General features: G+C 73.5%; 21 protein-coding genes. 11 read left to right on the top strand and 10 right to left on the bottom strand.

Going from position 1 to position 17,328, the window contains the following annotated elements; all coding sequences use genetic code 11:
- Positions 1–36: 36 nt before the first annotated feature.
- Both ACGFXC_RS27330 and ACGFXC_RS27325 read right to left on the bottom strand, forming a co-directional pair.
- Complete coding sequence (locus tag ACGFXC_RS27330) at positions 37–1,641, bottom strand: NAD(P)/FAD-dependent oxidoreductase (RefSeq protein ID WP_393717055.1); 1,605 nt, start codon at positions 1,639–1,641, stop codon at positions 37–39.
- 98 nt (positions 1,642–1,739) lie between these two features.
- Entirely contained in the window at positions 1,740–2,279 is a 540-nt protein-coding gene (locus ACGFXC_RS27325; protein ID WP_393717053.1) for an EF-hand domain-containing protein, read from the bottom strand.
- Between the two features lie 235 nt (positions 2,280–2,514).
- Here ACGFXC_RS27325 and ACGFXC_RS27320 point away from each other — a divergent pair, with 235 nt between their 5' ends.
- Positions 2,515–3,345 carry a hypothetical protein gene (locus tag ACGFXC_RS27320; RefSeq protein ID WP_393717196.1) on the top strand — a complete coding sequence of 277 codons (831 nt, stop codon included), beginning with the start codon at positions 2,515–2,517 and terminating at the stop codon, positions 3,343–3,345.
- Between the two features lie 284 nt (positions 3,346–3,629).
- Here the strand turns inward: ACGFXC_RS27320 and ACGFXC_RS27315 are convergent, their stop codons facing one another.
- Positions 3,630–3,983, bottom strand: a complete 354-nt coding sequence (locus ACGFXC_RS27315) for a nuclear transport factor 2 family protein (RefSeq protein ID WP_393717051.1) — start codon at positions 3,981–3,983, stop codon at positions 3,630–3,632.
- A gap of 70 nt (positions 3,984–4,053) precedes the next feature.
- On the opposite strand from ACGFXC_RS27315, the gene ACGFXC_RS27310 reads away from it, so the two are divergent.
- On the top strand, positions 4,054–4,929 hold the full coding sequence (locus ACGFXC_RS27310) for a LysR family transcriptional regulator (RefSeq protein ID WP_393717049.1): 876 nt from the start codon (positions 4,054–4,056) through the stop codon (positions 4,927–4,929).
- Positions 4,930–5,061: 132 nt separating this feature from the next.
- On the opposite strand, the gene ACGFXC_RS27305 is transcribed toward ACGFXC_RS27310, so the two are convergent.
- Entirely contained in the window at positions 5,062–5,214 is a 153-nt protein-coding gene (locus ACGFXC_RS27305) for a hypothetical protein (protein ID WP_393717047.1), read from the bottom strand.
- Positions 5,215–5,517: 303 nt separating this feature from the next.
- Between ACGFXC_RS27305 and ACGFXC_RS27300 the strand changes: the two genes are divergently transcribed.
- Positions 5,518–6,258 carry an SDR family oxidoreductase gene (locus tag ACGFXC_RS27300; RefSeq protein WP_393717194.1) on the top strand — a complete coding sequence of 247 codons (741 nt, stop codon included), beginning with the start codon at positions 5,518–5,520 and terminating at the stop codon, positions 6,256–6,258.
- An 18-nt stretch (positions 6,259–6,276) separates the two neighbouring features.
- On the opposite strand, the gene ACGFXC_RS27295 is transcribed toward ACGFXC_RS27300, so the two are convergent.
- The 4 genes from ACGFXC_RS27295 to ACGFXC_RS27280 form a co-directional block, all read right to left on the bottom strand.
- Complete coding sequence (locus ACGFXC_RS27295) at positions 6,277–7,566, bottom strand: MFS transporter (RefSeq protein ID WP_393717045.1); 1,290 nt, start codon at positions 7,564–7,566, stop codon at positions 6,277–6,279.
- A gap of 37 nt (positions 7,567–7,603) precedes the next feature.
- On the bottom strand, positions 7,604–7,942 hold the full coding sequence (locus tag ACGFXC_RS27290) for an STAS domain-containing protein (RefSeq protein ID WP_393717044.1): 339 nt from the start codon (positions 7,940–7,942) through the stop codon (positions 7,604–7,606).
- Positions 7,943–8,058: 116 nt separating this feature from the next.
- Entirely contained in the window at positions 8,059–9,084 is a 1,026-nt protein-coding gene (locus ACGFXC_RS27285) for a hypothetical protein (RefSeq protein WP_393717042.1), read from the bottom strand.
- Between the two features lie 43 nt (positions 9,085–9,127).
- A complete protein-coding gene (locus ACGFXC_RS27280; RefSeq protein WP_393717040.1) occupies positions 9,128–9,505 on the bottom strand; it encodes a hypothetical protein in 378 nt (125 codons plus the stop codon).
- 17 nt (positions 9,506–9,522) lie between these two features.
- Here ACGFXC_RS27280 and ACGFXC_RS27275 point away from each other — a divergent pair, with 17 nt between their 5' ends.
- The 6 genes from ACGFXC_RS27275 (at position 9,523) to ACGFXC_RS27250 (ending at position 14,355) form a co-directional block, all read left to right on the top strand.
- Positions 9,523–9,660 (top strand): hypothetical protein, encoded by a 138-nt coding sequence (locus tag ACGFXC_RS27275; protein WP_393717039.1) that lies wholly within the window; start codon positions 9,523–9,525, stop codon positions 9,658–9,660.
- Positions 9,661–9,678: 18 nt separating this feature from the next.
- Positions 9,679–10,041, top strand: a complete 363-nt coding sequence (locus tag ACGFXC_RS27270) for a PadR family transcriptional regulator (RefSeq protein ID WP_393717037.1) — start codon at positions 9,679–9,681, stop codon at positions 10,039–10,041.
- Entirely contained in the window at positions 10,038–10,940 is a 903-nt protein-coding gene (locus tag ACGFXC_RS27265) for a hypothetical protein (protein WP_393717035.1), read from the top strand. Before ACGFXC_RS27270 ends, ACGFXC_RS27265 begins: the two co-directional genes overlap by 4 nt.
- 98 nt (positions 10,941–11,038) lie before the next feature.
- Positions 11,039–12,268, top strand: a complete 1,230-nt coding sequence (locus tag ACGFXC_RS27260) for an acyltransferase family protein (RefSeq protein ID WP_393717033.1) — start codon at positions 11,039–11,041, stop codon at positions 12,266–12,268.
- Between the two features lie 124 nt (positions 12,269–12,392).
- Positions 12,393–14,165, top strand: coding sequence for a DUF4157 domain-containing protein (locus ACGFXC_RS27255; protein ID WP_393717032.1), 1,773 nt, complete (start codon positions 12,393–12,395; stop codon positions 14,163–14,165).
- Positions 14,158–14,355 carry a hypothetical protein gene (locus ACGFXC_RS27250; RefSeq protein WP_393717030.1) on the top strand — a complete coding sequence of 66 codons (198 nt, stop codon included), beginning with the start codon at positions 14,158–14,160 and terminating at the stop codon, positions 14,353–14,355. Before ACGFXC_RS27255 ends, ACGFXC_RS27250 begins: the two co-directional genes overlap by 8 nt.
- 7 nt (positions 14,356–14,362) lie before the next feature.
- On the opposite strand, the gene ACGFXC_RS27245 is transcribed toward ACGFXC_RS27250, so the two are convergent.
- On the bottom strand, positions 14,363–14,854 hold the full coding sequence (locus ACGFXC_RS27245; RefSeq protein ID WP_393717028.1) for an FBP domain-containing protein: 492 nt from the start codon (positions 14,852–14,854) through the stop codon (positions 14,363–14,365).
- 71 nt (positions 14,855–14,925) lie between these two features.
- Between ACGFXC_RS27245 and ACGFXC_RS27240 the strand changes: the two genes are divergently transcribed.
- Together ACGFXC_RS27240 and ACGFXC_RS27235 are read left to right on the top strand one after the other, a co-directional pair.
- Positions 14,926–15,507, top strand: coding sequence for a TetR/AcrR family transcriptional regulator (locus ACGFXC_RS27240; RefSeq protein WP_393717026.1), 582 nt, complete (start codon positions 14,926–14,928; stop codon positions 15,505–15,507).
- 54 nt (positions 15,508–15,561) lie between these two features.
- Positions 15,562–16,755 (top strand): SGNH/GDSL hydrolase family protein, encoded by a 1,194-nt coding sequence (locus ACGFXC_RS27235; protein WP_393717025.1) that lies wholly within the window; start codon positions 15,562–15,564, stop codon positions 16,753–16,755.
- Between the two features lie 55 nt (positions 16,756–16,810).
- Here the strand turns inward: ACGFXC_RS27235 and ACGFXC_RS27230 are convergent, their stop codons facing one another.
- Positions 16,811–17,230 (bottom strand): NaeI family type II restriction endonuclease, encoded by a 420-nt coding sequence (locus ACGFXC_RS27230; protein WP_393717023.1) that lies wholly within the window; start codon positions 17,228–17,230, stop codon positions 16,811–16,813.
- Positions 17,231–17,328 lie beyond the last annotated feature (98 nt).

The following is a 17,328-nucleotide window of genomic DNA, read 5'->3' as shown; positions in this document are numbered from 1 at the left end:
CCGCCGACGCGCCGCCGGGTCCGCCGGGTCCGCCGGTCAGAAACCGCAGGGCGTGCGCGCGTCCTGGAACCGCTCCGGGTGGCGCCGCCGGTACTCGACCAGGGACTGGGCCACCGCGGCGCCCTCGCCCACGGCGGCGCCGACCCGCTTGACCGATCCGGACCGTACGTCGCCCACGGCGAACACGCCCGGCCTGCTGGTCTCCATCGCCAGCGCCTCCGGGGCGGCCCCGCCGCTGCCGGTCAGGACGTACCCGCGGTCGTCGAGCTCCAGCGTCCCGCCGAGCCACTCGCTCGACGGGCGGCCGCCGATCAGCACGTACAGGCAGTGCGCGGCGACGGTCCGCTCCCGGCCCCCGCGCTCGCGCAGCGCGAGCCCGGTGAGGGTGGACTCGCCGAGGCAGCCCGCCACTTCGGTGCCCAGCAGGACGGACAGGCCCGGGGTCCGCTCGATGCGCTGCACCAGGTAGCTCGACATGGACGCGCCGAGGTCCGTGCCCCGTACCAGCAGCGTGACCGAGCGGGCGTAGCGCGCGAAGTAGAGGGCGGCCTGTCCGGCGGAGTTGCCCGCGCCCACCATGTACACGTCCTCGCCCGCGGTCGAGGGGGCGTCGGACAGGCACGAACCGTAGTACACGCCGGAGTTGAGGAGCCGGTCGACACCGGGAGCCGTCAGGCGGTTCCAGTCCACGCCCGTGGCGACGACCACGGCGGCGGCGGTCACCGAGGCCGCCTCGTCGGTTCCGGCCTTGACGAACTCGACGCGGTGGCCGCCCGTTTCCAGCGGCGTCACCCGGCTGGCCACCCGGGTGGGCTGCCACTCGACGCGGGCCCTGCGCGCCTGCTGGAGGGCCCGCTGGGCCAGGTCGCCGCCGCTGAGCCCGACGGGGAAGCCGAGGTAGTTCTCGATCCGCGAGGTCGATCCCGCCTGCCCGCCCGGCGCGTCGTCCTCGATGACGACCACGCTCATGCCCTCGGCGGCCGCGTACACCGCCGCGGACAGGCCTCCCGGGCCGCCGCCGATCACCGCGACGTCGTAGTGGTCCCGTCCGGCAGGCCGGATGAGGCCGAGGCGTTCGGCCAGCGCGCTGATCGTGGGGTCCACCATCTCGGTGCCGTCGCCGAGCCGGACGGTCACCGGCGCCTCCCGCGCGTCCTCCTCGGGGAGCCAACGGAAGAGGACGCCGCTGCGCCCGAGGAAGTCGCGCACCGCGTAGGCGGCGGGGGAGAACCGGCTGCCGCGCACTTCGGCGGTGGGCAGCTCCCCCTCGCAGTCGGCGTTCCAGGTGCACAGGGAGTCGTCGAGCGCGCTGCGCAGCCGGTCGGCCGGACTCTCCTCCCGCTCCTCCCGCTCCTCCCCGGTACGGGCGCCGGGCACGATGCCGCGGTGCCCGGCCAACGGCAGCCAGCGCACGCCGGGATGCGCGGCGCCGGGCCCGGGGGCCTCGTCCGCGAGCACGGCCGCCACGGGCACGTTCCGGTCGGCCAGCGACTTCAGCGCCCGGACCACCTCCGCCGGTCCGGCGACCTGCAGGACGCGGAACGAGGTCCGGTACCAGCCCTGCACCAGCTCGGCCGTCTCGTGCCGGCGGATCGGATCGGAGTCGGAGAGAACGATCACCGGCAGTGCGGCATCGGCCATCAAGGGGTCCTCCAGGTGGGTCGTACGAGCGGTCGGGAACGCGGCGCGCCGGCAGGGACGCAGGGGGCGCGGAGCCCCCCGCGCCCCCTGCGCGCTGCTCAGAGCCGGCCGAAGAACTGGTTCCCGGGCGCCGAATGCTTCTCGCTCGTGTAGTACTCCTTCATCGCGGAGCTGATCTCGTCACGGCTCAGCCGCCCGTCACCGTCGGCGTCGAGCTGGTTGAAGGCCTCGTCGAAGGTCTCCCGGGGCAGGCGGAACATGCCGTGGAGGAGGGAGGTGTACTCCTCGCGGCTCAGCATGCCGTCGCCGTCGCGGTCGGCGAGCTCGGTCCAGGCGTTGCTCATGACCCTGATCCGTTCCCAGATCCGGTTCTGGTCGGAGACGATCCGGGCCCGGAACGCCGCCCGGAACTCCTGCCGGTCGACCCCGCCGTCGTCGTTCTTGTCCATCTTGTGGAAGACGGTGTCCCAGAGGTCCGCCAGTGAGTTCCGCAGCCCGGCCACGTCCTGCGGGGTGTAGTCGGGCGACTCGGCGAGCCGGTCCGACAGACGGGTCAGGTCCGCCTTGTCGAGCTTCCCGTCGCGGTCCGCGTCGAAGACGTCGAACGCCCGCTCCAGCTTGATGTCCAGAACGCTCATGACAGCATCCCCTCACGTCATGTGATCGCCCCGTCACGCTGCGGGGCGGGCCCAGGAAACCACAAGGCCCGCTCCCCGCGCACTCGAAGCACGGGCTGACCAGGCATTCGGGTGACGGCCGACGCCCCCGCACCCCACCCGCACCCCGCACCAAGGCAGTTCACCCGCCCTGCCCCGGGCGCCGCCCCGGTACTCGGTGGAGCTGTTTGACGGTCTCCCGTACGGTCGGTCCGTGATGATCAAGACGGGCGACCCCCGGACGCTCGGCGTCCCTTCCTCCGAAGCGCGGTTGCGCTTCGACACGGAAGCGCAAGAACTCGGCGGTGGGCCGCGGCGCCGCCTGCTCATGGTCGACGACCAGCCCGCCTTCGAGCTCAGCTTCTACTGCGGCACGTGCCCACTGCTCTTCCGCCGGCTGGTCACCGCGACAGAGAAGTTGTCCCTGGAAGCCATGCAGGAACGGCTCCGCGGCCCGCTGGACGATCCGGATCTCGCCGGGGTGATCGACGCTTTCGGAGCGTTGTTGCCGGAGGGCGAGTACCGTCCGCTGCTCCTGGACGTGGAACCACGGCTGATCATCCCCGGCAGGGAAGGTGACTACTTCAGTGCCGAACAGGTCACGTCGTGGGGGGTCGACCAGTTCTGGGGCCTCCCGGAGCACCCCCGCACCCCGTACTACCGGACCTTCGAGACCGCGGTCGCCACGGACGCTCACCTCTACGAATTCGTCGTGCCGATGGTCCCCCCGACCTGGAACGACCGGGAGCGTGTCGAGGCGTACACCGCGAGCATGGAACGGGGAACGATCCCCACGGCGGTGGCGGTCTCCACGCTGGACGTGTGCGGGCCCGAGACCGGCTTCGGTGACGACCCCTCCGTGCACTGGGGCCTGACCCACTTCCTCCTCGACGGGCACCACAAACTGGAGGCCGCTGCCGCCGCCGGCCGACCGGTGCGGCTCCTCTCGCTCCTGACCTTGGACGAGAGCCTGGCCGGAGTGGAGGACCGGGCCCGGCTGTCCGCGCTGCGGGCCCAGTCCCGCTCCGCCCGGGCGACGCGCACGTGAACCCCCGAGTCCATCGTTCCGGGGCGCGGGACGGTGGTGGCCATGTTCTCCGACGAAACGGCCACCAGCCCCGCCCGTCCCGCGAGTCCTGCCGCGAGCGGCCCCGTCGCACGTCCCAATGCCGGCTGGGCCTGGCGCGGGCGCGGGTGGAGTACCTGGAGGAAGTGGCCTGGGAAACCGCTGAGTCCACGACACGTGGTGGTGCGGGGCTGTGGATGTCGGAAGTGCGACGCCAGGTCCCGGAGGTGGGGGAACAGGGCAGCGTCCGGTGACCCCGGCCTCGGTTACCGGGCGGACTGCGCCAGGATCTCCCGGGGGTCGAAGGTGACGCGGATCCGGGTGATCTTGCCGTCCTCGACGTGGGTCCAGTTCGCGGTGGCGGCGGGCGGCGCGTCCGCCGTGTGGAGGTCGAACCACGTGATCACGTCGGTGTCGTCCGCCACCCGGGCGCGCACCTCGATCCGTTCCAGGATCCGGCCCATGCCGCGCAGGCCGGCGATGCACTCCTCGGCGCCCCGCGCCCGGCCGAGGGTGCCGACGAAGTCGACGTCGTCGGCCAGCAGGCCGCGCAGGGTGTCGAAGTCGCCCTGCTGCCAGGCGGTGAAGTACTGCTCGGAAATCTCTGCCGGTGTCTTCATGCGTCCAGGATCCCGCAGGGCCGCCCATCAGTCCAACAGATGGACCGGATACCCACTATCATCAGGGCATATGGAGCTCCATCAGCTGCGCTACCTGGCCGCCGTCGTCGACGAGGGGACGTTCACCGCCGCCGCGGCGCGGCTGCACGTCAGCCAGTCGGGCATCAGTACGCAGGTGGGCAAGCTCGAACGGGAGCTGGGGCAACGGCTGCTGGAGCGGTCGGGGCGCCGGGTCCGGCTGACGGCCGCGGGGGAGGCGGTACTGCCGCTGGCCCGGGCGGCCCTGGAGACGGTCGACGGCATCGAGGACACCGCGGCCCGGTTCGCGCGGGCCGTCCGGGGCCGGGTCCGGCTGGGCATGATCAGGGGCTGTGCGATCCCGGGCTTCCTGGACGCCGTCGCGGGCCTGGGACGGACCCACCCGGGCATCGTCCTGAGCCTCCACGAGGACGATTCGGACGCCCTGCGCGCCGGCGTGCTCGCCCGCTCCCTCGACCTGGCCCTGATCGCGTTCGCCGGACACCCCGAGCCCGGTCTGGACACCGTCGTGATCGTCGACGAGCCGATCGCCGTCGCCGCACCCGAGGGCCACCGGTTGCGGGGCGGGCGGCCGGTGCGGCTCGCCGACCTGGAGGGGGAGAAGATCCTCTGCCTGCCCCGCGGGACCGGCATCCGCGAGGCGTACGAGCGGTCCTGCCTCCAGCGCGGCACCGAACCCCGCGTGGACATCGAGGCCGCCTCCCCGCAGACCCTGCTCGGCCTCGCCCGGCGCGGAGCGGGCGTGGCCGTGCTGAGCCCGTCCTCCGGGGCCGGCGAGGGCCTGGAGCCGGCCGTCATCACCGACGCCCCGACGCACGCCTGCCTCGGCCTGGCCGTCCGCCCGGACCAACGCGCCCCCGCCGCCCGCCTCATGCTGACCAGGCTCCAGGAGTCCCTCACCTCCTGACCCCGGACGGACCCGCCGGGGCCGCGGCCGTGCTGGAGCGGCTGGCGGCGGACGCCGATCCGTACGTACGCGACCGGGCGGACGAGGCCCGCCGGCCCGCGCCCCCGCGCGGCGGCCGGAGCGGCCGGGCCGTCAGCCGCGCGGGAGCGCGGACAGCGCGCGGCGGCGGCGCAGGGCGAGGGCGCCGCACACGGCGCCGGCCACCAGCAGGGCGATCCCGGCGAAGGTCACGGACCGCACAGTGGTGACCAGGGGGGCGTTCCCGTCGATGGCGACGCCCTTCACGGCCGTGTCGGGGACCGTCCCCCCCGGCGTGAGATCGAGCCGGTAGCGGGAGTCGGCGGAGTGATGCGGTCGCCGCCCACCGCGAGCACCCGCTGCACCGTCAGCCCCCCTCGGGCGCACTGTACGGGGTGCCTTCCGGCATCGGTGCGTCGGGCGGCCGGACCGGTGATCTCGCGGGGGAGCACGGTCAGGACGTACCCCCGAACTCAGACGTTTCTCGTCCGGGATGGTCACATGGAAGGGCGCGTGGAACTGTCCGGGCGGCGGCGGGCCGCCCTCTTCCCCGCACGGAAGGGCACGGTCATGAAGATCACGGTCATCGGCGGCACCGGTCTCATCGGTTCCCAGCTCGTCCACACGCTCCGCGCCGCCGGCCACGAGGTCGTCGCCGCATCCCTGTCGAGCGGGGTCGACCTGCTCACCGGCACCGGACTGGACGGGGCGCTCGCCGGCGCGGACACCGTCGTCAACGTGACCAACTCGCCGACCTTCGACGAGGCCTCCCCGGACTTCTTCCGCACCACCACGGGCAACCTGCTGGCCGCGGGCGAGCGGGCCGGCGTACGCCACCAGGTCGTCCTCTCCATCGTCGGCGTCGACCGGGTTCCGCAGCTGGACTACTACCGGGCGAAGACCCTTCAGGAAGACCTCCTCAAGCAGGGGGCCACCCCGTACTCGATCGTCCGCGCCACCCAGTTCTTCGAGTTCATGGACGCGGTGCTGTCCTGGGTCGCCGACGACCGCACGGTCCGGCTGCCGTCCACCCCCCTGCGGCCGATGGCCGCCGCCGATGTCGTCGCCGCGCTCGCGGACGTCGCCACCGGCGCGCCCCTGAACGCCACCGTCGACGTCGCGGGCCCCGAGGTCTTCGCCCTCGACGAGCTCGGCCGGCTCACCCTGGCGACCCGGAAGGACCCCCGTACGGTCGTCACCGACGAGCGGGCCGGCCTGTTCGCGGCCGTCGAGGGCGAGGTCCTGACCGGCGGCCCCGACGTCCGCCCGGCCCCCACCTCCTACCGGGACTGGCTCGCTACGACCCGCTGAACGGCACCGCTCCGCGGCTCAGGCCGAGTCGGGGAGCGGGAGTTCCCCGACTCGGCCGGGCCGGGCCGGGGCGGTGTCGAGGGGCGGGCGGCGGGTGCGCTCCGCCCAGGCGGCCACCGGCGGCCCCGCCGCGCCCAGGGCCGCGAAGAACACCCCGAGCACCAGCCAGCCCGCGTGGCCCAGCCCGAGGACCGCCGTCGTCAGGACGAGCGGAGCCAGCGCCTGCCCGGCGCCGAAGCCGAGGCCGAACAGGCCCTGGTACTGCCCCTGGGCGTGGTCGGGGGCGAGCCCGAAACCGAGCGCGAACCCGCCCGAGGACTCCCACACCTCGCCGAGGCTGTGCAGAGCGACGGCGAGGACGGCGAGCAGCGGCGCGATCCAGACCGGCACGTCCGCGGTCAGGGCCATCAAGGGGCAGCTCACCAGGAACGACAGCCCCGCGAGGCGCAACGCCCGGCCGCCCTGACGCGGTGTCTCCACCCGGGAGCCGAGCCGGCTCTGGAGCAGCACGCACACCCCGCTGTTGACCGCGTAGACCGCCGCCACCGTCCAGCGCGGTGCGTCGGTGTGCGCCGACAGCCAGATCGGCAGCAGCAGGGAGACGGTCTGGTACTGCAGGCCCATCGCCCCGTACAGCGCGACGAAGGACACGTACGGCCGGTCGGACAGGACGGCCCAGCGGTGGTGTTGCGCGGGCCGGGGCAGCGGCCGGTAGGCGGGGACTCCGCGCAGGGTGATCAGGGCGGCGCCCGCGAAGCTGGCCGCGTTGGCGAGGATCAGCACGGTGTAGGCCGTGCGCGTGTCGACCGAGACGGCGACGCCGGCGCCGAGCGTGCCCAGCACCACGCCGAGGTTGACGAACGTGCGCAGCCGCGCCCTGAACACCGCGGGGCGTTCGCCCCCGGCCCGGGCGATCAGCGCACCGCCCGCGGCGCCGCTCGCCGTCGCCGCGAGCCGGTCCAGCGTGGCGATCAGGGTGAAGGTGACCCAGTCGTCGATGAGGACGAACGCGGCCATCGACGCGGCCTGCACCGTGAGGGAGGCCAGCCAGACCGTACGCGGCCCGTACCGGTCGGCCAGGTTCCCGGCCGGTATCCCGGCCAGCAGCCCCACCAGCCCGGCGATGGTGAGTCCGATGCCGACCTGTGCGGCGGGCAGGTGCACCACGAGGGTGAAGTAGAGCACCGAGGCGGCGTTGAACAGCCCGTTGCCCACCCGGCTGACGAAGTTCGCCCCGATGAGGGCGCGCTGCGGGCCGTCCGACGCCGGAGCACCCGGCGTCCGCTTGCTGAGATGCTTCCCGATCATGGAACTCAGGCTAACCGCCGGTGTGTTTCCCGAACGGTCAGGTGTCCGTGACGTGGAAGAGCGTGATGACGCCGGTCACCTCCAGGAGCCGCCGGAACTGCGGCCGGGGCGCGCGCAGGCTGAGCCGCTTGCCGTGTTCCTCGGCGATCTGCCGGGCCCCGATGAGGGCGTTGAGCCCGGAGGAGTCGCAGAAGGACATGACGGCGACGTCGACGATGACCTCGCCCGGCCCGTCCGGCCGGACGATCGCCGCCCGCAGGGCGTCGTACAGCATCGGGGCCCGGTCGATGTCCATCTCACCGCCGACGTACACGACGACCCGCCGGTCGTCGCCGTCCAGCCACAGCCCCGCGGCGCGGTCCTCGTGATCTCCCATACCGCCCACTATGGGGCAGACCGCCCCGGATCGACGAGGGTGCGATCACCACACGCCGGTCATGCCGGTCATACCGGTCATGTCGGTCACGGCGGTCAAGCCGGTCACGGCTGCCGTCAGGACGCGGGCTGGTGGAGCCAGGGTGCGCTGGTGGCCCAGAAGATCACGTCCGCGCCCAGGGTCCGGCCGCCGAAGTCGGTGAACTCCTGCTTGGTGTAGGGCTTGCCGGTCGCGGGGTTGGTGTACTCGAAGTCGGGCTCCTGCACCGCCATCGCCACCATCGGGAGCCGGCCGCGGTAGCGCTCGAAGAAGGGGTAGGAGTTCTCCATCTGCGCCTGCCGGTTCGGCAGGACGTCGGGCCCGCCGAGCCCCACGCCGTGGGCCCGCGCGAACGCGAACGTCTCCGCCATGCGGCCGTGGTCGTTGTTCCACTCCCCGGGCCAGAAGTTGACGTACTGGATGAACTGCGTCCGCTTGAAGACCTTGGCGCCGAAGGCCATGTTGTCGAGTTCGGCCCGGAAGTAGGACTCGTCGGTGTAGCCGCTGTGGTCCTTGTCCGTGTCCACCTGCGTGGCGGTCTCGGGCAGGTTCACCCCCGCGAGCCGGCCGTCGAAGCGGTCGGCGAGGGCCGCCAGCAGGCTCTGGAAGCGCTCGCGCACCCCGGGGTTCCACTGGGCCGCGACGGCCCCCGGCTCACCGGCTCCGAGTCCGTTCTCGTTCGTGGTCGCCGCGGCGCCGCCCGCGTACCGCGGATCCGTGAGCAGGTAGTCCGGGAGCCGGGTGGGGGCGCTGAAGAAGCGGTCCTGCACCTGGACGAACAGCTTCTTGCCCCGGGGTCGGAGGTAGGCGAGGGCCTCCTCGATGGCGGAGAAGTCGTACTGTCCCTCCTGCCGTTCGAGGGCCTTCCACGGCACGACCACCTGCACGCCCGCGATGTCGGACCGCCCGGCCAGGGGCTTCACCTCGGTGTCGAAGTCCCCGATCGAGGAGTACAGGTACTGGGCCGGGCCCCGGCCCGCGGCCCCGCCGCCGGGAGGGGCGGGGGCGGCGTGGGCGGCGGTGGCCGCCGGCGCGAGGCCGGACGGGGCGAGGGCCGCGGCGAGGAGAACGCCGATCATGGTGAAGGTCCGTCGGATCGTCATGACCGGTGAGGCTAGGGAGCGGTTCTAAGAGGTTCGTGAGAGTTCAGGAGGACCTGCGCCGCAGGGTCCGGCGGACCAGGTAGAGGACGACGATCAGGACGAGCACCACGAGCACGATGAGGACGAGCTTGCCGAGGAACCCGCTCTTCTTCTTCTTGCTCTTCTTGCCCTTCTTGATGCCGGTGACGGCCCGGGCCTGGGCGGACGTCGGCGCGCGCAGCCCGCTCGCCACGCCGGAGCCCGCCGCGAGGGCGTCGTGCGCGAGCGCCGCCGTGGCGGGAGCCTGCCGCACGGCGGCCGGGGCGGACGTGGTCGCCGACGCGGTGGCCGTCGGGCCCAGCAGCAACCCGGCCAGCACCAGGAACGGTACGAGGGCTGCCGCCGCTGCGGGGCGCTTTCCTGGGCTGCTGTTCCTGGTCACTGTCTCCCCTGTCCTGTGTGCTGTGGAGCATCGTGGACGAGTTCGCCCGCCGCGGCAAGGGCAACGGCAAGGGCAACGGCAAGGGCAACGGCAAGGGCAACGGCAAGGGGACGGTGTCCTGGCCTAACCCTCCACCTGACGGAATATGCCGGTGAATGACATATGCTGGTCACATGACTGACCGTGCGATGCAGGAACCGACCCTGCTGCTGCTCACCGCGCTCGCCGACGAACCACGCCACGGGTACGCCATCGCCCGCGAGGTCGAGGCCATCTCCGGCGGCCGGGTGAAGCTCCGGACCGGCACCCTGTACGGCGCTCTGGAGCGCCTGTTGCAGCAGGGGCTGATCGAGGTCCACAAGGAGGAGGTCGTCGACAGCCGTCTGCGCCGCACCTACACCCTGACCCCTCCCGGACGCGCGGCCCTGGCCGCCGAGGCAGAGCGGATCACCACCACCGCGCGCGAGGCCACCCGGCGCCTGGCCGGTGCCGCCCGGCGCCCGGGCGGTGCCACCGGCAAGGCGGCCACCGCGTGAACCCCGTACTGCTGCGCCTGTACCCGGCCGGGTTCCGCCGCGCGTTCGGCGGCGAGATAGCCGAGTCCTACCGGGAGGCGACCGAGGGGGCGGGCCCGCGCGCCCGGATGCGCGAGGCCGCCGACATCGTCGCGCACGCCCTGCGCCTGCGCCTGGGCATCGGCTCCGCCCAGCCGGGCGGCCGGCTGTCCGCCTGCGCCGCCCCCTTCGCCCTGGCCGCGACGGCCGCGTACGCCGCCTTCAACCTCATCGGAACCGTCGGCGACTGGTACGTCATGCGCACCGCCGGGGCCGACGGCGCGGCGGGCCCGCTCATGACCCTGACCAACGGCTGCTACCTGCTGACCCTGATCGGCGCGGTCATCGCGCTGGCCGGACGCCACGTCCCCGGGGTGCTGTGCGCCGTCGCCGGGACCGTGGGCGGCGCGGCGGAGTTCCTGTACCCGATCCGGCACGAGCCGCTCGAACTGCCGTGGGGGGCGGTGGGCTTCCTGCTCGCGCCGGTCCTGATGGCCGCGCTCCCGCTGGCGTGCCCGCCGGACCTGCGCCCGGAGCGCCGCGTGCGCGGCACGGCCGGGCTGCTCGCCCTGGTGGCCTGGGCCGTACTGCTGGTGGGCGTGATGGTCGTGACGGACCCGCTCGGCATCGGCCTCGTCCTGCCCTGGCGGTTCGGCGTCCCGCTCGCCGCGGCCCTCGTCCTGGCGGGCCGCCCGGCCTTCGCCGGGATCCGCAGCACCGCCGGTCTCGCCTTCGCGGCGGCGCCGCTCCTCGTCACCCTGTCCTTCTCGGGCTGGGTCGACGCCGACGAGATCCTGACGGCCGTCGGCGCCCTCGCGCTCGCCGCCGTGGCCCTGCGCATCGGCCGCCGCGCCGGCTCCGGTCCGGTGAACCCGGCCTGACACCGGCGAGTTGACGGCCCGGCCGGGCCGGGGCGGCCCGCCCTCCTCCTTCCCCCACCGGCGGTCCCGCGACCGGCCGCCCCGCCACAGGAGAACCCATGTCCGAGTCCGCAGTCCGCGACGCCGCCCGCACCGTGCTCCGTCCCGCCCGGGCCACCCGAACGCGACCGGCGGACGCGCCGGACGGCGGCGGGCGCCTGGCCGCGATCGACGCGCTGCGGCTGCTGGCGGCCCTGGCGGTGGCCGCGTACCACTACGTCGGCACCCCGACCCCCCGCTTCTGGGGCGACACCCACGACCTGCCCCAGGCCGCCCCGCTGCTCCACGCCGTCAGCGGCTACGGCTGGCTCGGCGTGGAGGCGTTCTTCCTGATCAGCGGCTTCGTCATCTGCATGAGCTGCTGGGACCGCACCCCGGCCCGGTTCGCCGTCTCGCGCATCGCCCGGCTCTTCCCCCTGTACTGGGCCGTCGTCCTGCTCGTCGTCGCGATGGGGACCGTCACCGTGCTCATCGGACAGCGCTCCGGGGCGCCCACCGACCTGCGCACCACCCTCGGCAACCTGACGATGATCCCCGGCCCGCTGGGCGTGGACTTCACCGCGGGCGTCGCCTGGACCCTCTGGGTGGAGGCCCGCTTCTACCTGCTCATGGGCGCCCTGCTGCTCATCGGCCTGACCTATCTGCGCGTCGTGGCCTTCGGGTTCCTCTGGCTGCTCCTGGCGTCCATCGGCCGCGAGCTGGACTCGGCCGTCCTGGACGAGCTCCTGCTGAGCCAGTACGTCGGCCTCTTCGTCGCCGGCATCGCCTGCTACCTGATGCACCGCTTCGGCCCCAACCCGCTGCTGTGGCTGCTGACCGGCTTCGCCTGGTGCTACACCCTCACCGTCCTCCAGGACCGCGTGGCCACGCACCCCACCTCCGGCTGGCCGGTCAGCGCGGCCGTGCTCACCGGTTTCCTCGCGCTGCTCCTGCTGGCCGGCCTCAGCCGGATGCGCCACCTCCGGTGGCGGGTGCTGATCTACGCGGGGGCCCTGACCTACCCCTTCTACCTGGTCCACCAGAGCGTGGGCATACCCGTCGCCCGCGGCGTCCTCAAGGCGGTCCCGGACCTCGGCCTGCTGCCGTCGATCTCGGTGGGCCTGCTGTTCTCGCTGCTGCTGGCGGCCGTGCTGAACCGGTACGTCGACCGACGGCTCGGCCCCCTGCTCCGCCGCCACCTCACCACGGCCCTGGACCCCGCCCCGGCCGCGGCCCGGCGGCCCCGGGGGCAAGGGCGGGCGCTGGCCGGCCCGTTGGCGACGGCGGACCCCCGTCCGGCGGGGGACTGACCGCGGGGCGGGGCCCGTCCGGCCACGCGTGCCCCCGGTGGTGCACTCGCGGACCTTCCCGCCGGGTGGCCGCCGCGGTAGTGATGGCGGGTCAGGTGACCTTGTGCGGCGGAGAGGACAACGCGTGCGGAACCTACATCCGAGGACCGGCCGGCCGGAGGGCACGGCGGCGGGGAAGCCCGTCGGCGGACCTGCGGCACCGACGCTGAGCGGCGCCTGGATCCAGCACATCCAGCGCGTCCAGCGCGTCAATCACCCCCAGCACCCCCAGCACCCCCAGCACGTCCAACACCCCCAGCACGTCCAGCGCGAGGCCGTGGCGCCGGTCCGGCCGGGTCCGCTGGAGCAGGCCCCCGACCACGCCCAGCTACAGCTTTCCGCCCTCAAGCTGGGCATCACCTCGCCTGCCACGCCGATGGAGGACGGCCTGCGTACGGAGATGGAGCAGCGCTTCGGGGGAGCCGACTTCAGCGGGGTCCTCGTGCACAAGGGGACGCAAGCCCGCGAGTCCGCCGCCCTGCTGGACGCCGAGGCCTTCACCTCCGGTCCGCACATCGTCGTCGGCGGCGAGATGAGCAAGAAGGCGTGGGCCCACGAGCTGACCCACTACGAGGACCAGCGGGCGGGCCCGGTCCCGGGTACGGACAGCGGGGCGGGCGTCAGCATGTCCAGCCCCGGCGACGCGGGGGAGCGGCACGCCGAACGGAAGGCGGAGGCGGTCATGAGCGGGCCGGCGAGCGTGCAGCGCACGACCGGCGCGGACCACGGCCCCGACACCGCGGACAAGGGTCCCGCCGGGCATCCGGCGGGCGGTGGCTGCTCCCCGGGCGACGGCTGCGGCGGCGGCCGGACCCCGGCCGTCCAGCGGATGCACGTCATCCGGGCGGACTCCGCGGAGTATCCGGTGAAGAAGCCCGATTCCGACGCGTTCTTCGTCGGCCAGGACACGAACGTCCGGGAGAGCTGGTTCGACGAGATCTCACCCGACGACCCGCCCAAGCCGCACCTGGTGTACCAGGGCAAGGTGGACCTCGCCGTGTCGGACGGGTTCGACCTCGCCGTGGAACACGCGGGCCGCGGGCAGGAGCCGAAGAACTTCTTCGCCACCGACAAGCAGATCAGCGCCTCGGCCGCGCGGCTTCCGGGGAAGGACAAGGGCGCGGGCATCTCCCTCTCCAAGACGGGCCGGACCCTGACCCTCAACGGACCGGGCAGGAAGGTCACGCTGTACGAGGTCGAGCCCAAGTACCGCGCGAAGAAGGGCGGGGACAAGCTCAAGGGTGCGCAGGTGCACGGACCGCAGCGCTGCAACGAGATGATCTGGTTCGTCACCAGGAAGCCCGGCATCGCGAGCGGAGCCGACCGGACGTACTGGGACGTCGTGGAGAGGTTCCTCGTGCGGCTGGATCCGCAGGGCGAGTGGAGCGGCCGTTACCAGGAGGCCGTGGGCTTCGGTGCGCGCGGGGGACCGGGCGCGGAGCGGTACCTGGAGATCACGCGGGGCATGAGCGGGCGCTTCCAGCAGCTGGTCAGGGACGACGCGGAGCGGGCCGAAGAGGTGCTCAGGGACCTGGGGGTCAACGAGCACGCGCCCACCCCCGACGTCGGGGAGGGCATGACGGTCATGGCGCAGCCCGACGCCACCCAGGTCGACGAGGCGCAGGGCGCCACCCCCTACCACTTCGGTGGGGTCGTCGCCAGGAGCGGGAACGACTACGTCACCATGGAGAACTACTACCGCGAACAGCCCGAGGGCGGCCTGGACACCACGAGCGGCAACGATCCGCTGTGGTACTTCCGCATGTACGGCCAGGAAGCGGGCCGCACCTGGCACGAGGGCTGGACGGGTACGGGCCAGTTCGTCGGCGCGACGCTCACCATCAAGCTGAGTGGCTGATCACGAGGGTTCCGCGGTCCCCGCGCCGGGGGCCGCGGAACGGCCGGAACCGCCGGGTCCGCAGGTGGGGCCGCAGGTGGATCCGGCGGTGGTGGCCCGCCTCCGGCTCCTCCAGCGGACCGCCGGCAACGCGGCCGTCGTCCGCGTGCTGACGGGGAACGCGACGGCCGGGTCCGCGGACACCGGGTAGCCGGGGCTCACGCGGTCACCCTGGCGAGGAAGGCGGACAGGTTCTCCACCATCCGCTGGACCTTCTCGTCCAGGGTGATCGTCTCGTGCAGGCGGCCGCCGATGCCCGCGTCCTTCTTGCCCCGTACGTACAGGGAGCAGGCGAGGTCGCTGCAGATGTAGGTGCCCACCGAGTTGCCCTCCTTGCCGGCCCTGCCCGCCTTCGGCGCGACCATCAGCGAGACGCCCCCGGAGTGCGTCGTCAGGCAGAGCGAGCACATGTTGCGCTTGCCCTGCCCCACCAGGTGGTTCGGTGAGCGCATCGCGACGGCCCGGGCGGTCCCGTCCCGCTCGGCCACCAGGTAGGTGCGGTCCGGGGCCTGCGGGTCCCGCCAGCCCAGGTACTCCAGGTCGGCCCAGGGGCGTTCGTCCAGGTCGCGGGGGACCGACAGGCGCTTGGCCTCCCCCTTGGAACAGTTCACGAACGCGGCGCGGATCTCTTGCTCGGTCAACGGCTTCATGGAGCCCACGCTAGTTTGCCTAAAGCTCTTAGGCAAATGCATACTGGCCCAAGGCAAACAGGAGGATGTTCATGGCACGAGTGGGACTGACGACCGAACGACTGGTCCGGGCGGGCGCCGAGCTCGCGGACGAGCTCGGCTTCGACCAGGTGAGCGTCTCCGAGCTGGCCAGGCGCTTCGGCGTCAAGGTCGCGAGCCTGTACGCGCACGTGAAGAACTCCCGCGACCTCAAGACGCGCATCGCCCTCCTCGCCCTGGAGGAGCTCGCCGACCGAGGTGCCGAGGCGCTGGCGGGGAGGGCCGGCAAGGACGCCCTGACCGCCCAGGCGAACGTGTACCGCGACTACGCCCGCGCACATCCCGGCCGCTACGCCGCCGCTCAGTTCCCCCTGGATCCGCAAGCCGCCGCCGCCAGTGCCGGCGGCCGCCACGCGCAGATGACACGGGCCGTCCTGCGCGGCTACGACCTGGACGAGCCTGCCCAGACGCATGCCGTCCGCCTCCTCGGCGGCTTCTTCCACGGCTACGTGAGCCTGGAACTCGCGGGCGGCTTCAGCCACAGCGCCCCCGGGTCGCAGGAGTCCTGGGAGGAGTGCCTGAACGCCCTCGACGCGCTCCTGCGCAACTGGCCCGCCCCTGACCCGGCCCCCTGACCCGGCCCCCGAGGCCCCCGCCGCCCCCGACACTCCGAGCACCAGGGACCCACCATGCCCGGCACGACCCCCGGCCACCGCTGGACCACCACCCCCCTCACCGACGGACTCGTACGCGGCGCCCTCGAACTGGAACGCACCGCGCACGGCCTGCTGCCCCACCGGCTCCCCGCCCGGGCCCGCCGGCAGATCCCCGAGGGCGACCTGATCGCCATGGCGGAGATGCAGCCCAGCGGCGTACGGCTCGCCTTCCGCACCCGCGCGACCGCCGTCGAACTGGACACCCTGCGCACCAAGAACGCCTACGCGGGCGCCCCGGAACGGCCCGACGGCGTCTACGACCTGGTCATCGACGGCCGCCTCGCCGGCCGGGCGAGCACCACCGGCGGCAACACCCTGCTCCTCGACACGTCCGCCGGCACCACCAGCACCGTCGCCGGCCCCGTCGGCACCGTCCGCTTCACCGGCCTGGCCGACCGGGAGAAGGACGTCGAGATCTGGCTGCCGTACAACGAGATCACTGAACTCGTCGCCCTGCGCACGGACTTCCCCGTCCGCCCCGCCCCGGTGCCCGGCGGGCGCAGGACCTGGCTGCACCACGGCAGCTCCATCAGCCAGGGCTCGGACGCCGAGAGCCCGACCACCATCTGGCCCGCCCTGGCCTCCCGGCTCGGCGGGGTCGAGCTGGTCAACCTCGGCTTCGGCGGCAGCGCCCTGCTCGACCCGTTCACCGCACGCGCCATGCGCGACACCCCCGCCGACCTCATCAGCGTCAAGATCGGCATCAACATCGTCAACACCGACCTGATGCGGCTGCGCGCCCTCGGGCCGGCCGTCCACGGCTTCCTCGACACCCTGCGCGAAGGCCACCCGGACACCCCGCTGCTGGTCGTGTCGCCCGTACTGTGCCCCATGCACGAGGACACCCCGGGCCCCACCGCCGCGGACTTCGAGAACCTCGGCACCGGCCGCCTGAAGTTCAAGGCCGCCGGGGACCCGGCCGAGGTCGCGGCGGGCAAGCTCACCCTGAAGGTCGTACGGGACACCCTCGCCCGCGTCGTCGAGGCCAGGGCGGCCACCGACCCGCACCTGCACTACCTGGACGGCCGCGAGCTCTACGGCGAGCAGGACTGCGCCGAACTCCCCCTCCCCGACCGGCTCCACCCCGACGCGGCCGCCCACCGGCGCATCGGCGAGCGCTTCGCGGCACGCGCCTTCGCCCCCACGGGCCCCTTCGCGGCCCCCTGACCCGCCAGACGCAGGCCGAGAGCGACCGTCCCTCGCGGAGCCGGCCGTCGTCCGCTCAGTCGCCCGCTTCGACGGTGCGCAGGTCCGGTGCGGGCTCCACGGGGTCGTCGGGTCCCGCGACGACCCACCGCCGCCCGTCGGCCTCGAAGGAGGCGCCGGGGGCCGGGCCGTCCGCCGCCCGCGCGACCCTGACGCCGAGCCACTCCCCCCGGCCGAGCTGCGGAAGCCCCAGACTCCGCGCGACCCGCCGATCGGTGGGGAGGCGTCCGAGTACGAGGACCCCTTCGCGCCCGAGGACCGCACGGGCACCACGGACGCGCCTGGCGCCGTCGGCCTGCATGGCGACCGTGCTGACCGCCGTGGTGGTGATCCTCGTCCCCTGCACGCGCCGGAAGAGCTCGTTGACCCGGCCCTGCGCGCCGGGGCGGCGGCCGGGAGCGACTTCCCGGCGCAGCAGTGCCACGAGCTCGACCATGGGCCCGGACAGCCCCGGCGCGACCTTCCGCCACGGTCGTCCACGACCATCCGACTCCGCCTGGCTCCAGCGCACGCCGGGGCGCAAGCCCCCCGGCG

The organism is Streptomyces sp. NPDC048507, assembly GCF_043199995.1.
GTDB lineage: Bacteria > Actinomycetota > Actinomycetes > Streptomycetales > Streptomycetaceae > Streptomyces.
This window is presented reverse-complemented; position numbering and strand designations above follow the sequence as displayed.